Here is a 12,859-nt window from a genome sequence, read left to right as displayed (position 1 = left end):
GAGCCTGCCTGCGTCAAAAACAAAGTGGGTGTTCGTTTGTTTGTTTATGTTGTTGGTGCAGCTTACATCGCCGCATGGCGGGAGTGAAAAACCCGGATACGCGGAGCAATCTTGTCCCTCAGCTCTCTTGTCGCAATGCGCATGTCGTACTCGGCCTGCAGGTTTAGCCAGAAGCGGGGCTCCATACCGAAAAAGAGCCCAAGGCGCAGCGCCGTATCGGCGGTGATCGGCCGCCGGCCATGCACGAGCTCGCTAATCCGACTTGGCGACACGTCGATATCGGCCGCGAGCTGCCGAGCGGTAATCCCCATCGGCCGCAGGAAATCCTCCAGCAAGATCTCGCCTGGATGGATCTCGTCGAGCAGTTCGGTGTCGGTCATATGACCCTCCTAGTGGTAATCCGCGATCTCGACCAGATGGGCGCCGTCCTCGCGCCACTCGAAGCATAACCGCCACTGGTCATTGATGCGGATGCTGTACTGTCCTCTCCGGTCGCCCTTGAGCGCTTCGAGCTGATTGCCGGGCGGAACCCGCAGACTGGTCAAATCGGTCCCCGCATGAAGCTGCAGCAGCTTGCGCCGCGCTACACGCTCGATGTTTCGGAATCGCGGCACGGCCCTGCTGTGGAAAAGCGCCTCGGTGTCAGCGCACGAGAACGAGTGGATCATGCGGCGATAATGTTTCGTGACGCGGAACCTGTCAAGTAGAAATTGCCAGTGGAAGACTGCATCCGAGGGGGAGAGGGAGGGGGAGGGCGGCTCTTGTTTCTCCCCGCAAACCAAAGTGAGTGTTCTTTTGTTTAAATGAGCCTGGCCCTTTTATGGGCCCCTTTTCATACGTAGCCGACCGAGGCGCTGGACATCATGATGACGGGCTGAAACCGGCCCGGCCAGCGTTGCTCGGCGGCGTAGTCTGCGGTGTGTAGAACGTGACTGAATCGCATCGAGCCACACCTCGACACCTTGATGCCCCTGCCCGGGAGCGGTGGGGCAACCGACGTAGTTATCGTTCTCTGTCACGTTCAAGGTGTCATGATTGAACGGGGCCACCTCGTTGGCGAGCAGGCTCGGCAGGTAGGGCTCGAACTCGGGCGGCAGTTCCAATCCTGCTGTCACGCTGCCATACGATGTCGTGCAGTCAGGTCGCCGCGTCCGGCAAGCAACCCCTCGACAGAGATGTCTTCATCTAGTGCATCCCAATGGATACCTGCACCACCACCACTGATGACGTAGTCGCAGCGCTGCTGGGGGGTCGCATTGAGCAAGCGTGGGAAGTAAGCCAGCGGTACACCCAGCTGACGACCATCCATCAGATCGACCCACATCATCAAATCATCAAAACGCAGTCCCTTGGCCAAAGTGCTCATTCCATGTCCTCTCGATGTCTTCAGGGCACCTCGAATAACCCGAGGTCTTCAATGAATCCTGCCGCGCATCTATGACCGCGAGCGAATCCGGTCCAATTTCTCTGATGAATCACCGCTTTTTCCCGGCGGTGTCGCCCCGTTTTCGCTTCGAATCGCCTGAGGCAGCGGCGATTCGACCCATTTCGGGCGTCAGAAGGCCTCGATTCCGGCCTTCCTGAAATAGACCAGCCGCTTCAAGTTGTAGCAGGCCGCCATCATCGTCATCGCAAAGTTCGCCCGCTCCTGACCGATGGTACGCAGCAGCTTGCCACCCATCTGCTCGATGGCCCCGAATACGTGCTCGACCCGCGCGCGCGTCTTGGCGATGCGTTTGTTGCGCCGTTGCTGGCACTCGGACAGCGGCTTGTTGCGCTTGCCCTTGCGCTGGATCCGATTCCGAAACCCGTTCTCCTTCAGCCAGGCTTCACGCTGCTCGGACGGGTAGCCCCGGTCGGCATAAACATCGCGGCTCGTGTTGCGCGTGTCGAAGACGTTGTCGAAGTGCTGGCTGTCGTGCGTGCTGGCCGTGTCGGTCTCGAGTCTGCGGATGATCTTGTATTTCTTGTCTGCGTTGATCGAGAGCTTGTAGCCGAAGTGGCTCTTGCCGTGCTTCTTCGTCCAGGTCGCATCGAGATCCTTCTGGCGCCGCTTCGCCGGGCGCCACGAGGCGGGCATTGCGCCTTGCTCGATCAGTTCCTTCTCGCCGCGCCTGTTGTGCTGCTTGGGCGCCGGCACCAAGGTGGCGTCGATGATCTGACCGCCGCGCGCGATGAAGCCCTTCTGGAGCAGCTGCGCCGAGACCCCGTCGAACAAGGCCTTCGCCCCCGCCTCACCGATCCGGTTCTCGAAGGTCCACACCGTGGTGCGGTCCGGGACGTTCGTCGCGTTCGCCAGGCCGCAGAAGCGCTTGTAGCTCATGCGGTCGAGCAACTGGTATTCCATCTGCTCGTCCGAGAGGTTGTACAGGCGCTTCACCACCAGGATGCGCACCATCGTCTCGGTCGGGTACGGCGGGCGCCCGCCTTGCGCACTCACCGGACGGGGCGCCACCCGATCAACCTCGGCCGCCAACGCCGCAAAGTCGATGTGCGACTCGATCTCGGCCAGCGGGTCGCCCAGCGCGTCGATCTTCTGTCGGTGGGCATCAAAGGCAAACAGGTCGGTCTTGATGGCGCTGCGCGGTTTCATCGATGTCGGCTGTGGCGAGATTCAGGAGGATGTAATTTTACCAAGAGCGGGAGAGGCGAGGTTTTTCGAGGCGCCCTTCAGTATGCAGGCGTACCTGCTCGATTATGGTCCGCATCTCCGACGGTGAGAAGCCAAAACTCTCCGCAATGACTGGCTCGGGGTACAGCCAGACCTTTGCCAGGCTCTCGCCCCGCTGAGCATGGACATGCACAGGTTCGCGCGGATTGCCCTCGTTCGAGTAAAAGAAGAAACGGACACCTTGATACCTGAACACTACCGGCACTTTCGACCTCCTTGAGTGTGTCGCGGCCGGGAAGATAACCTGAATCCGATCTTACGCCGCCTCGCGCGCAAACGCTCTTTTCGCCGTCGCTATCCCGCGCAGATACTTCACCTGCCGTGCTGCACACAGGGCGGTGAGGTGCGCAGGTGCCCCCACGGCGCTGCCGAACTGCTGCATCAGGTGGGTTGCGCAGTCGATGAAGCGCTCGGGGTCGATGTTCAGGCGATTGAGCACCGCCGGAGTAGTGCTGGAGATGGCGCCACGTTTGTCCGGGCGGAGGCTGCGTCCGGTGCTGTCGAGTAATTCCAGATAGTCGTCGAAGGCGAAGGGAATCGCTGCCTTGAGGCGGGCGGTGGCATCGAAGGGCATCAGCGGCTGCTGGGGTAGCCGGGCGAGATGGGCTTCGCACTTGAGGGCGACGATTGGGGTGGCGGACTGCGGCGCCGGAGCGGGCGGCTGGGTGTTGCGGGGGGCGGGTGATCTTCTTTGTCTGGCCGGTTTCAGGGCTGCGATGCGTTCGGCCACCGAGGTGTGCTCGGACTCTTCCGGCGTTTCGGCCATCTGGGCGCGGATGGGGTTCAGATCCACGTAGACCATCGCGGCGAGGATGGCGTGTTCATCGAGCAGCGCCTGGCTCCTGAAGCGGCCTTCCCAGAAACGGCCGGTGACCTCGTCTTCCGTATTGGCCTTGCGGGCGAGGGTTTCGTTCAACACGCGCATGAACCAGGACAGGTCATACAGGCGGGCGCGGTACTTCTCCGCCCAGTCATCAATGGCGAGATGGGTGCCGGCATCCAGTTCATCGCCCTGCCCTGCCAGCAGCCGCTGCACCGCCAGCGGGCCGTCGAAGAGCTGGGTCCAGCGTCGCAGCACTTCGTCACGGCTCCAGGAGCGGGCACGTTCGGCGTCGATGCGCAGCACCAGGTGGTAGTGGTTGCTCATCACCGCGTAGGCGGCCACATCGATGGCGAAGACGCTGACCAGTTGCTTCACCCGCTCGACGATCCAGCCGCGGCGGTGTTCGAAGCACTGGCCGCTATGGGCATCGGTGCCGCACAGGAAGGCGCGGCGCACGCAGCGTGAGACGACGTGGTACCACGGGGTGTCGGAGACAGAGACGAGAGTGGAGCGTGGGCGGGTCATGACGTGAGGCTAGACGGAGAACATGGCTACGTCAAAAACAAAGTGAAAAACAAAGTGGGTGTCCTTTGGTTTTGTTTGGTTTTGTCCTTTGGTTTTGTCCTTTGGTTTTGTCCTTTGGTTTTGTCTTCGTGAAAAACAAAGTGGGTGTCCTTTGGTTTTGTTTGGTTTTGTCCTTTGGTTTTGTCCTTTGGTTTTGTCTTCGCACTGTTGATAACTGCGCCCACCGGGGAGACCTTGGTGGGCGTTGTCATTTCTGGGCCTGGCTGAACAAAGTGGGTGTCCCTCTGTTTTCTGCCTCTGTTTTCCTGAAATCGAGTCTGACCCCAATTTCTACGGGGCAACACGCACCTCGATATGCCGACCCAGCGCACGGGCGGCGGCTTCGAGTTGATCGAAGCGTGAAGCGTGAGAAAGATCAAACAGGCGATCCACCTGAGGCAGATGCCAGCCCAGACGACGTGCCAGATCCGTCTTGCGCAAGCCCTGCTCGGTCATCGCTTGATACACCCCGAGCTTGGCACACTCCAGCGCGGAAGGCCGCACCGTTGGGCGGCCCTGCGCAGAGGAAGGCGTCGGCAGTGGCTTACGCGCATCGACATAGAACGACAGCCCGGTCTCCAGCGCATCCACCGCCAGCAACAGCGCCTCATCCTCATCTGCGCCAAAGGTGATGGCTTCGGGCACATCGGGAAACGTCACCAGCACCGTGCCATTCTCGTCGGGTGTCAGGACTACGGGGTAATCGAACATGGCCACACCTCTCATTTCAAGCCCAACTGACGTTTGATCGCCGCTTCCAGCCCCTTGCCCAACTCAGCCGTACCGTGCATAGGAAGTGAGGACTGGCGACCGTTCAAGAACACCTTCAGATGTGAGCCCTTGCCAGGCGCAAATGTCGCACCCTGCTGCTCAAGCCATTTCTTCATCTGCTTCGAGTTCATGCGGCAATACTAAACACATGTGTTGCGTTTATCAAGGCTTGGTGAGGGCGCTTCAGGTCTGCACTGGAGCGCGCTGAGTTTCGCGTTTCGTAAACAAAGTGGGTGTCCCTTTGTTTCCCCCCGCGTTTCGTAAACAAAGTGGGTGTCCCTTTGTTTTTCACCTTGAATTAGTGCTGCACGAAATTTATAATATCGTGCATAGCTACCAAGGAGCCTCATCATGGCCATCACGGCACACTCTCCCACCGTCAAGGTCGTCGGCACCAACGGCCAGATTTCGCTGGGCAAGCAATACGCGGGCCGCCAGGTGCTGGTGGAAGAGTACGAGCCCGGCGTCTGGCTGGTGCGCACGGCCACTGTCGTTCCCGACAACGAGCGCTGGCTGCACGAGCCTCAAGCAGCGGCCGATCTGCAAACGGCCATGGCCTGGTCCGTGGCCCATGTTGCATCGGATGCCGATACCGAAGACACGCTCAAGCGCCTGGGCCATGGCGGGCAGTGACGCCAAGGTCAGACTCGACCTGAACAACCCGGTGTTTCAGGACAACCTGCTCACCCTGCAAAAGCCCGAGCGCCACGCAGCCCTGGATACGCTCCACAAAATTCGCCAGCTGACCTGGAACCAGCTGTACCGCGACCAGGGCCTGAAGTGGGAGAAGATCACCAGTGTCAGGCCACCCCAAAGCATCGATGCGATCTACTCCCTGCGCATCACCCAGGCACGCCGGGCGACCGCGTACCGTGACGGGGATTTCATCCGACTGCTCACTATCGCGCCTGATCACGATGCTCCCTATGGCAAGAAGTGAACAAGCAGCGGTGTTGCCATCGCAAACGGCACCGCGTTGAGTCACCCCACCCTTACAACCTCCACCGCCTCCCGCAACCTCTCTTGGCTCAGGTGGGCACAACTTTCTGCGCGCTTACGTTTTTTTAACGTGGGTGTCCCATGACTTTCCAAAAACAAAGTGGGTGCTTTTGTTCGCTTTTGTTTGATCTCCGTCGAACTACATCTGAGGGTATTACTGGTAGGTAAGCGTCCGCCGCTCCCACCTGTAACAGCCCCCCGGTTTTGCCGACACTCCTGATTTTCACCCGGAGGTCGTGATGAGCACACAATCGGAGCGCGTTGCGCGCTGGCGCGAGCACGTGGAGCGGTGGCGCCGCAGCGGTCAGACGCAGGCGGCCTACAGCGCCGCGCATGGCGTGAGCAAGAAGTCACTGGGGTACTGGATTCGGCGGTCGCGCCACGAGTCAGCGCGCGAGGCGGATTCGGTCCTGACGCTGGTGGCGGCGCGTCCTGTCGGCGTTGCGCCGCCACGGCAAGCGGGGGATGTGCTGTCGCTGTGCAGCCCGTCGGGCTGGCGCCTGCAGTTCGGTGCGCTGCCGCCGGCGCCGTGGCTCGCCGAGGTGCTCGCGCACGGGGCGACGTGATGATTGCGCCGGAGCAGATCTGGCTCGCGGTCGAGCCGATCGACATGCGTCTGGGCATCGACGGCCTGTCGGCACGGCTGCAGAACAGCCTGGGCCGCGCGCCGTGCGATGGCAGTGCGTACGCCTTCATCAACCGGGCCCGCACGCGCGTGAAGGTGCTGCGGTGGGATGGCACCGGAGTGTGGCTGAGTCAGCGGCGTCTGCATCGGGGCAGCTTCAGCTGGCCCGCTGCCGACACGGCGGTGTTCGCGCTGTCGGCCGAGCAGTGGCAGTGGCTCGTGGCGGGGGTCGAGTGGCAGCGCCTGAGTGCCGCCGCACCGGCTCACTGGCGGGTGTGACCGGTGTGCCGGCAGCGTCGACGATCCGCCACGTAAAAATTCCTGAAACCCTTGTGGATGCTGGGATTCAGCGCCTTCATCGGGTATAATTCCGGCATGGATTTCGCCGCCGAACTGACCGCTTTCGACCTGCCGCCCGCGCTCGCGCAGCAGGTTCAGCGGTGGGTCGCGCAGGCGGCCGACGTGGCCCGCCTGGAAGCCGAGCTCAAGCTGAGCAAGCTCAAGATCGAGGCCCTGGTCCACGAGATCGCCACCCTCAAGCGCCTGCGCTTTGGCGCGCGCAGCGAGACGCTGCCGGCGGGCATGAAGGACTTGTTCGACGAGACGCTCGCGGCCGATCTGGCCGCGTGCGAAGCCCGGCTCGAGGCGCTGCGCGACGCCGCGGCATCCGAAGCCGAAGCGTCTCCGAAGGCCCCGCCCGAGCGCCCCCGCGCCGGCCGCCCGCCGTTGCCGGCACACCTCGAGCGCATCGAACACCGCCACGAGCCCGAATCCTGCAGCTGCGCCGCGTGCGGGCAGGATCTGGTCAAGATCGGCGAGGACGTCTCCGAGCAGCTCGACATCATCCCGGCCAAGTTCTTCGTGCATCGCCACATCCGTCCGCAGTACGCCTGCCGGCACTGCGAGACGGTCTCGACCGCCCCCGTGCCGGCGGCGGTCATCGACGGCGGCCTGGCCGCGCCGGGGCTGCTGGCGTGGGTGACGGTGAGCAAGTTCGTCGATCATCTGCCGCTGTACCGGCTCGAACAGATTGCCCGGCGCAGCGAGGTGGCGCTACCGCGCTCGACACAGTCCGAGTGGATCGGGCGTATCGGGGTGGCGCTGTCGCCCCTCTACGCTCGACTGGTCGAGCATCTGTTGGCGGGTACGGTGCTGCATGCGGACGAAACCCCCGTCGAGCAACTCGATCCGGGGCGCGGCAAGACGAAGCGGGCGTATCTGTGGGCCTACCGCAGCAATACGCTCGGCGCCGACCCGCCCATCATCCTCTTCGATTACCAGCCCGGGCGCGGCGGGCAATATCCCCAGGCCTTCCTGAAAGGCTGGAAGGGCATGCTCATGGTCGATGACTACGCGGGGTACAAGGCGCTGCTGGGGGGCGACATCGGCGAGTTGGCCTGCATGGCCCATGCAAGACGCAAGTACTTCGAACTGCATCAGGCCAACAAGAGCCCGGTGGCGGCCGAGGCGTTGCGGCGCATCGGCGAATTGTATGCGCTCGAAGAGCAGGCGCGCGACGTCTCGATCGAGGCGCGCGCCGAACTGCGCGCGCAGTACGCCCGCCCGCGTCTGGAGGCGATGTACCTGTGGCTCGTGCAGACCCGCAAGACCGTGGCCGATGGCGCGGCGCTGGCGCGCGCCATCGACTACAGCTTGAAGCGCTGGCCGGCGCTCGCGCGTTACGCGAGCCGTGGCGACTGGCCGATCGACAATAATCCAATCGAGAACGCCATCCGCCCGATCGCTCTGGGCAAGAAAAATTGGATGTTTGCGGGTTCCGAAGCCGCCGGCAAGCGGGCCGCGGTGATTCAGTCGCTGCTCGCCACCGCACGCGCCAATGGCTTCGAGCCCCTGGCGTGGCTCTCCGACACCCTCGAGAAGCTGCCGGCCTGGCCCAACAGCCGCATCGACGAATTGCTGCCGATCAGAAAGAAAGAGTCTGCGCAAGCGTAAGAGGGCGTGGAAGCGGCGGACGCTTACACTGGTAGTGGTAGCGACAGGCGATGACGGCCAGCGCCTGGCCATCGACACAGTAAACCAGCCGGTGGGTGTCATCGATGCGGCGCGACCAGAAGCCTGAGAGGTTTTCTTTCAAGGGCTCAGGTTTACCGATGCCCTCGAAGGGGTGGCGCAGGCAGTCCTTGATCAAGGCACTGATGCGCTTGAGTGCCTTGCGGTCCTGGCCTTGCCAGTATTCGTAATCCTCCCAGGCGGCCAAGGTCCAGGCCAGTTTCAGCAGCTTTTCTTCAATCGGCATTAGGCAGGTCCCGCTGCTTCACCTGTCCCTGGCGGTACTGCTCGATGGAGCGCGCAAGATGCGCCGCGTTGGCCGGCGACTTGAGCAGATGGACCGTCTCCATCAGGCCGTTGAAGGTGTCCAGCGACATCACCACCGCATCGGGCGCATCCCGACGCGCGATGACCGTGTAGTCGGCATCGTCGATGACCTGATCGATCACGTTTTTGAGGTTGTTTCGTGCCTCGGAGAAATTCACCACGCGCATGACGACGATTCCCTTGAGTTGTGCTAATTATTGCACAAGTCTAAGGCGTTGCGTGCGCGCTTGCAAGGCAGGTACCTATGACCCTCGAACAACTCGACGCCAGCGGAAGGCGCCACAGGCGGCACGCTTCAATGGCGTGCTCACCGACTTCGACAACGGTGGTGAAATTGACGATCGGGGCGAGCCGCTGTTGCTGCTGGAACCCGGGCAATAAAACAAAGTGGGTGTCCCTTTGTTTTCGGCGTTGCGTCGCGTGGTCTGAAAGGCAACCGGAGGAAGCGGGAACAGGGAAAGCGATGGGTTTCATATTTTCTGGCGTAATCTGCGTCCGTACGCGTGGCAGGAAAAACATATGTTGAATATTCAACATATTGCACTGTTTACACAACCTGACAGCATTGCCCCGGTTCTGATGGAGCGGTACAATCGCCCGCCCCGCTCCATCCTCCCAACCTGATCTTCGGCCGGTGACCATTCGTCGCGCCTAGCCTTGCGAACATGCGCGTATTGCACATCGGCAAATTTTTCCCGCCTGAACCCGGAGGCATGGAGGTTTTCCTCGCCGACCTCGTCGCCGCGCAGCGCGCGCAGGGAGTCGAGGCGGCGGCGCTGGTGCATGGCGAAGCCCGCGTCGACGATCCCGACTGGCTCGTCCGCGTTCCGGTCTGGTTCAGCTTGATCTATGCTCCGATCGCGCCGGGTTTCCGGCGCGCGCTGCGCGAAGCCATCCAGCGTTTCCGTCCGGACGTGCTGCACCTCCATCTGCCCAACAATTCCGCGTTCTTTGCGCTGGTACTCGCAGAGGCGCGCGATTTGCCGTGGGTCGTGCATTGGCACGCCGACGTCGTCGTGTCGCGCATTCGCGGCGCGCTGGTGCTGGCCTACCGGCTGTACCGGCCGTTCGAGCGGGCTGTGCTGGAGCGTGCCGAACGCATCGTCGTCACCTCGCCCGACTACCTCCAGGCCTCAGCACCGCTCGCGCGCTGGCGTGACAAGTGTGTCGTGGTGCCGCTCGGCATCGCGCGTTCACGCTTGGCCGCGGCGCAGCCCGACCCCGCGTCGGCCCCATGGCCGGCGGGGGCCTTCCGGCTGCTGTCGATCGGACGCCTGACCTACTACAAGGGCTTCGATACGCTGATCCGCGCCGTTGCCGCACTGCCCGGCGTGCACCTGGTGATCGTCGGTAGCGGTGAACTCCACGAAGCGCTTGCAAATCTGGTTGCAGAACTTACTCCGGCCGGCGGCGAACCGCGCGTTACGTTCGCCGGTGCGGTCGATGAAGCGGAAAAAGCAGCCTTGCTGGCCGGATGCGATGCGTTTGCTCTGGCCTCCTGCGAGCGGACCGAAGCCTTCGGTATCGCTGTCCTGGAAGCCATGCACCATGCCAAGCCATGCCTCGTGAGCGACCTGCCGGGCTCCGGCTTGCCGTGGCTGGTGCTGACCAGCGGGGCAGGGCGCACGCTGCCGGTGGGCAAGGTCGCGGCCTGGCAGGCGGCGATCCGTGAACTCGCCGCCGATACGGCCCAGGCTGACCAGTGGGGTATCGCGGGCCGCCTCGCACTGCACAACCGCTTTGACATCCGTACGTGCAGCGCCGAAATCGGTTCGATCTACGACGCAATTCTGCCGCCGCCGGCCTTGCCCGTGCAGCCGCCGCTCATCGTCATCCCCGCGCGCGACGAAGCCGCCACCGTCGCCGCCGTCATCGCCTCGCTGCGCGAAAAAGGCTGGCACCACATTGTCGTCGTCAACGACCAGAGCGCCGACGATACCGCAGCCATCGCCCGCGCCGCCGGTGCCACCGTACTCAGTCCGGTACTGCCGCTCGGTGCCTGGGGGGCGATGCAGACCGGCATTCGCTACGCACTGCGTCACGGACACCGGCAGGTCATCACCATCGATGCCGATGGCCAGCACGAGCCGGCCTTCATCCCCGCATTGCTCGACGCCGCCCGCCAACACGATGTCGTCATCGGCGCCTACCCGGAACGCGGCAGCCCCGCGCGCCAGTTGGCCTGGCGTTTCTTCCGCCTCATAAGCGGCTTCGCCATCGAAGACCTGACTTCCGGTTTCCGTTGCTACAATCGCGCCGCCTGCGAAATCCTCGCGGACGAAGAAGCCACCCTGCTCGATTACCAGGACCTCGGGGTGCTGCTGATGCTGCGTCATGCGGGTTTGAGTATCGTCGAAGTACCGGTGGAAATGTACCCGCGCCTCACCGGCCCTTCGCGCATCTTCGCCAGCTGGCCGAAGGTGGCGCGCTACATGCTTGAGAGCACTCTGCTGTGCCTGGCGCGCTGGCATCCCAAGCATCATTTCGGCCGATGACTACACTCAATCTGACAACAACGCTCCTCGGCATCGGTCTTGCCTCCGTCATCCTGATCCTGGTGCGGCGTGATCATCTACACCTCCGCCATGGTGCGTTCTGGCTGACCATCGCAGCCATCGCCGCCTTGCTGGGCACATGGCCGGCACTGATCGACCGCCTGGCGGTCGTCGTCGGTATCAGCTATCCGCCGGCACTGCTGCTGTTGGTGGCTGTGATCGTATTGCTGATCAAGGCCTTGCTGTCCGATATCGAGAAGACCCGCATCGAACGTCAGATCCGGCGGCTCAACCAGCGTCTGGCTTTGTACGAAGCCGAGCGTGAACAACACTGAAATTCCTTGAGCAAGCTACACGTGATTCGGACCCTGTTACTGGACGTCAAGAAAATCGTCACCCGGCTCAAGGCCGAAGGCCATACCCTGACCGACACTCACCGCAAGGTGCATCGACCCTGGGGCTGGTACGACTCCATCGATGCCGGTGACCGCTTCCAGGTCAAGCGCATCGTCGTCAAGCCCGGTGCCAGCCTCAGCCTGCAGAGGCATCACCATCGGGCCGAGCATTGGGTCGTCGTCAGCGGTACCGCCGAAATCACCAATGGCGACAAGGTGCTGCTATTGTCGGAAAACGAATCCACCTATATCCCGCTCGGCCACGTCCATCGCCTCTCCAACCCCGGAAAGATGCCGCTGGAAATCATCGAAGTCCAGTCCGGCAGCTACCTGGGCGAAGACGACATCGTGCGCTTCGAAGACACCTACGGCCGTGCTCCTGCGGGCGGATGACGAGCCAGTGCTTGTAGCATGGACCATTTAATCATTCGCATCATCAGCGAACTGCTCCTGCCGCCCTTTAGCCCTTTTGGCCTGTTATTGCTGGGCTTTGTGTTGTACGCCAAAAACTGGAAACGGACTGGTTCCAGCCTGGCTGTCGTTGCCTGCGGTGGGATGATCGCGTTTTCTTTGGTCGGGTTTGACAATTTCGCGCGCTCGCCCTGGCCACAAGTTCCCGAACGGATTGCGCTTCCGTATCCGCGGGCGGAAGCCATTGTGGTGCTGGGTGCGGGGCGATATCTTCAGGCGCCTGAATATGACGGAGATACCGCCGCCGCAGGCTCGCTCGAACGTGTGCGCTATGCGGCCAAGCTCTATCGCGAGACCGGTCTTCCCATTTTGGTCAGTGGAGGTCGCCCAGGTGACATCGGCACGCGCTCCGAAGCCGAGATCATGCAGGATATCCTCGAGCAGGAATTCCACGTCCCCGTGCGCTGGGTCGAACCTGATTCCGAGGATACACAGCAGAACGCTGAACGCTCGGCCGCGCTATTGCGCGCTGAGGGCGTAACGTGCATCTACCTTGTCACCCATGGCTTCCATATCGATCGTGCCGCGGCACAGTTCCACAAGCACGGGCTGGAGGTGGTGCCGATGGCCACGGGCTTCGTCCGGCCGCAGCCGGACACCGTGCTGTCCTGGTTGCCCAGCTTCGAAGGCGTGGCCCGTAACCGTGGCTGGATCTACGAGACGCTTGCCGGACTCAAGCCTTTCTGAAAGTCGCCGAGCCTGGCGGTA

18 protein-coding genes and 1 pseudogene are annotated in these 12,859 nt (G+C 62.5%); 9 read left to right on the top strand and 10 right to left on the bottom strand.

Annotated elements, in window-relative coordinates; translation table 11 throughout:
- Window positions 1-62 precede the first annotated feature (62 nt).
- The 8 genes from EBN1_RS04415 to EBN1_RS04385 form a co-directional block, all read right to left on the bottom strand.
- Complete coding sequence (locus EBN1_RS04415; RefSeq protein WP_011236706.1) at window positions 63-380, bottom strand: HigA family addiction module antitoxin; 318 nt, start codon at window positions 378-380, stop codon at window positions 63-65.
- 9 nt (window positions 381-389) lie between these two features.
- On the bottom strand, window positions 390-614 hold the full coding sequence (locus EBN1_RS04410) for a type II toxin-antitoxin system RelE/ParE family toxin (RefSeq protein ID WP_277813120.1): 225 nt from the start codon (window positions 612-614) through the stop codon (window positions 390-392).
- A gap of 497 nt (window positions 615-1,111) precedes the next feature.
- On the bottom strand, window positions 1,112-1,366 hold the full coding sequence (locus EBN1_RS04405; RefSeq protein WP_011236703.1) for a DUF2442 domain-containing protein: 255 nt from the start codon (window positions 1,364-1,366) through the stop codon (window positions 1,112-1,114).
- 189 nt (window positions 1,367-1,555) lie between these two features.
- A complete protein-coding gene (locus tag EBN1_RS04400; protein ID WP_011236702.1) occupies window positions 1,556-2,593 on the bottom strand; it encodes an IS5-like element ISAzo11 family transposase in 1,038 nt (345 codons plus the stop codon).
- A 37-nt stretch (window positions 2,594-2,630) separates the two neighbouring features.
- Entirely contained in the window at window positions 2,631-2,867 is a 237-nt protein-coding gene (locus tag EBN1_RS22965; RefSeq protein WP_422103723.1) for a DUF4160 domain-containing protein, read from the bottom strand.
- A gap of 60 nt (window positions 2,868-2,927) precedes the next feature.
- Window positions 2,928-4,019: a hypothetical protein gene (locus tag EBN1_RS04395; RefSeq protein ID WP_011236701.1), complete on the bottom strand. Its 1,092-nt coding sequence runs from the start codon at window positions 4,017-4,019 to the stop codon at window positions 2,928-2,930.
- Window positions 4,020-4,349: 330 nt separating this feature from the next.
- Complete coding sequence (locus tag EBN1_RS04390) at window positions 4,350-4,769, bottom strand: type II toxin-antitoxin system HicB family antitoxin (protein ID WP_041645757.1); 420 nt, start codon at window positions 4,767-4,769, stop codon at window positions 4,350-4,352.
- A gap of 11 nt (window positions 4,770-4,780) precedes the next feature.
- The gene (locus EBN1_RS04385) at window positions 4,781-4,960 is read right to left on the bottom strand and encodes a type II toxin-antitoxin system HicA family toxin (RefSeq protein ID WP_041645754.1); all 180 of its coding nucleotides are present in this window, start codon (window positions 4,958-4,960) and stop codon (window positions 4,781-4,783) included.
- A 220-nt stretch (window positions 4,961-5,180) separates the two neighbouring features.
- Here EBN1_RS04385 and EBN1_RS04380 point away from each other — a divergent pair, with 220 nt between their 5' ends.
- The 5 genes from EBN1_RS04380 to EBN1_RS04360 all read left to right on the top strand — a co-directional run bounded on the left by EBN1_RS04380 (window position 5,181) and on the right by EBN1_RS04360 (window position 8,406).
- Complete coding sequence (locus EBN1_RS04380; RefSeq protein WP_041645751.1) at window positions 5,181-5,462, top strand: hypothetical protein; 282 nt, start codon at window positions 5,181-5,183, stop codon at window positions 5,460-5,462.
- A complete protein-coding gene (locus EBN1_RS04375; protein WP_041645748.1) occupies window positions 5,449-5,769 on the top strand; it encodes a hypothetical protein in 321 nt (106 codons plus the stop codon). The genes EBN1_RS04380 and EBN1_RS04375 overlap by 14 nt, the downstream gene beginning before the upstream one ends.
- 298 nt (window positions 5,770-6,067) lie before the next feature.
- The gene (gene tnpA, locus EBN1_RS04370) at window positions 6,068-6,394 is read left to right on the top strand and encodes an IS66 family insertion sequence element accessory protein TnpA (RefSeq protein ID WP_041645449.1); all 327 of its coding nucleotides are present in this window, start codon (window positions 6,068-6,070) and stop codon (window positions 6,392-6,394) included.
- On the top strand, window positions 6,394-6,732 hold the full coding sequence (tnpB, locus tag EBN1_RS04365) for an IS66 family insertion sequence element accessory protein TnpB (protein WP_011236696.1): 339 nt from the start codon (window positions 6,394-6,396) through the stop codon (window positions 6,730-6,732). The genes tnpA and tnpB overlap by 1 nt, the downstream gene beginning before the upstream one ends.
- A gap of 96 nt (window positions 6,733-6,828) precedes the next feature.
- The gene (locus EBN1_RS04360) at window positions 6,829-8,406 is read left to right on the top strand and encodes an IS66-like element ISAzo15 family transposase (protein WP_011236060.1); all 1,578 of its coding nucleotides are present in this window, start codon (window positions 6,829-6,831) and stop codon (window positions 8,404-8,406) included.
- On the opposite strand, the gene EBN1_RS04355 is transcribed toward EBN1_RS04360, so the two are convergent.
- A complete protein-coding gene (locus EBN1_RS04355; RefSeq protein ID WP_011236695.1) occupies window positions 8,378-8,710 on the bottom strand; it encodes a Txe/YoeB family addiction module toxin in 333 nt (110 codons plus the stop codon). The genes EBN1_RS04360 and EBN1_RS04355 overlap by 29 nt on opposite strands.
- A complete protein-coding gene (locus EBN1_RS04350; protein WP_011236694.1) occupies window positions 8,700-8,957 on the bottom strand; it encodes a type II toxin-antitoxin system Phd/YefM family antitoxin in 258 nt (85 codons plus the stop codon). Before EBN1_RS04350 ends, EBN1_RS04355 begins: the two co-directional genes overlap by 11 nt.
- Window positions 8,958-9,503: 546 nt before the next feature.
- Between EBN1_RS04350 and EBN1_RS04345 the strand changes: the two genes are divergently transcribed.
- The 4 genes and pseudogenes from EBN1_RS04345 to EBN1_RS04330 all read left to right on the top strand — a co-directional run bounded on the left by EBN1_RS04345 (window position 9,504) and on the right by EBN1_RS04330 (window position 12,838).
- Window positions 9,504-11,285, top strand: coding sequence for a glycosyltransferase (locus EBN1_RS04345; RefSeq protein WP_241762804.1), 1,782 nt, complete (start codon window positions 9,504-9,506; stop codon window positions 11,283-11,285).
- Window positions 11,282-11,620 (top strand): DUF2304 domain-containing protein, encoded by a 339-nt coding sequence (locus tag EBN1_RS04340; RefSeq protein WP_041645746.1) that lies wholly within the window; start codon window positions 11,282-11,284, stop codon window positions 11,618-11,620. The genes EBN1_RS04345 and EBN1_RS04340 overlap by 4 nt, the downstream gene beginning before the upstream one ends.
- 42 nt (window positions 11,621-11,662) lie before the next feature.
- A pseudogene (locus tag EBN1_RS04335) lies at window positions 11,663-12,073 on the top strand (cupin domain-containing protein); the annotation flags it as partial.
- Between the two features lie 18 nt (window positions 12,074-12,091).
- Window positions 12,092-12,838, top strand: a complete 747-nt coding sequence (locus EBN1_RS04330) for a YdcF family protein (RefSeq protein ID WP_011236690.1) — start codon at window positions 12,092-12,094, stop codon at window positions 12,836-12,838.
- Window positions 12,839-12,859: the final 21 nt, after the last annotated feature.

The organism is Aromatoleum aromaticum EbN1, assembly GCF_000025965.1.
Lineage (GTDB): Bacteria > Pseudomonadota > Gammaproteobacteria > Burkholderiales > Rhodocyclaceae > Aromatoleum > Aromatoleum aromaticum.
This window is presented reverse-complemented; position numbering and strand designations above follow the sequence as displayed.

Coding starts and splice junctions, on each gene's coding strand:
- EBN1_RS04415 (WP_011236706.1), bottom strand. CDS start 380: ATGACCGACACCGAACTGCTCGACGAGATCCATCCAGGCGAGATCTTG.
- EBN1_RS04405 (WP_011236703.1), bottom strand. CDS start 1,366: ATGAGCACTTTGGCCAAGGGACTGCGTTTTGATGATTTGATGATGTGG.
- EBN1_RS04400 (WP_011236702.1), bottom strand. CDS start 2,593: ATGAAACCGCGCAGCGCCATCAAGACCGACCTGTTTGCCTTTGATGCC.
- EBN1_RS04395 (WP_011236701.1), bottom strand. CDS start 4,019: ATGACCCGCCCACGCTCCACTCTCGTCTCTGTCTCCGACACCCCGTGG.
- EBN1_RS04390 (WP_041645757.1), bottom strand. CDS start 4,769: ATGTTCGATTACCCCGTAGTCCTGACACCCGACGAGAATGGCACGGTG.
- EBN1_RS04385 (WP_041645754.1), bottom strand. CDS start 4,960: ATGAACTCGAAGCAGATGAAGAAATGGCTTGAGCAGCAGGGTGCGACA.
- EBN1_RS04380 (WP_041645751.1), top strand. CDS start 5,181: ATGGCCATCACGGCACACTCTCCCACCGTCAAGGTCGTCGGCACCAAC.
- EBN1_RS04375 (WP_041645748.1), top strand. CDS start 5,449: ATGGCGGGCAGTGACGCCAAGGTCAGACTCGACCTGAACAACCCGGTG.
- tnpA (WP_041645449.1), top strand. CDS start 6,068: ATGAGCACACAATCGGAGCGCGTTGCGCGCTGGCGCGAGCACGTGGAG.
- tnpB (WP_011236696.1), top strand. CDS start 6,394: ATGATTGCGCCGGAGCAGATCTGGCTCGCGGTCGAGCCGATCGACATG.
- EBN1_RS04360 (WP_011236060.1), top strand. CDS start 6,829: ATGGATTTCGCCGCCGAACTGACCGCTTTCGACCTGCCGCCCGCGCTC.
- EBN1_RS04355 (WP_011236695.1), bottom strand. CDS start 8,710: ATGCCGATTGAAGAAAAGCTGCTGAAACTGGCCTGGACCTTGGCCGCC.
- EBN1_RS04350 (WP_011236694.1), bottom strand. CDS start 8,957: ATGCGCGTGGTGAATTTCTCCGAGGCACGAAACAACCTCAAAAACGTG.
- EBN1_RS04345 (WP_241762804.1), top strand. CDS start 9,504: ATGGAGGTTTTCCTCGCCGACCTCGTCGCCGCGCAGCGCGCGCAGGGA.
- EBN1_RS04340 (WP_041645746.1), top strand. CDS start 11,282: ATGACTACACTCAATCTGACAACAACGCTCCTCGGCATCGGTCTTGCC.
- EBN1_RS04330 (WP_011236690.1), top strand. CDS start 12,092: ATGGACCATTTAATCATTCGCATCATCAGCGAACTGCTCCTGCCGCCC.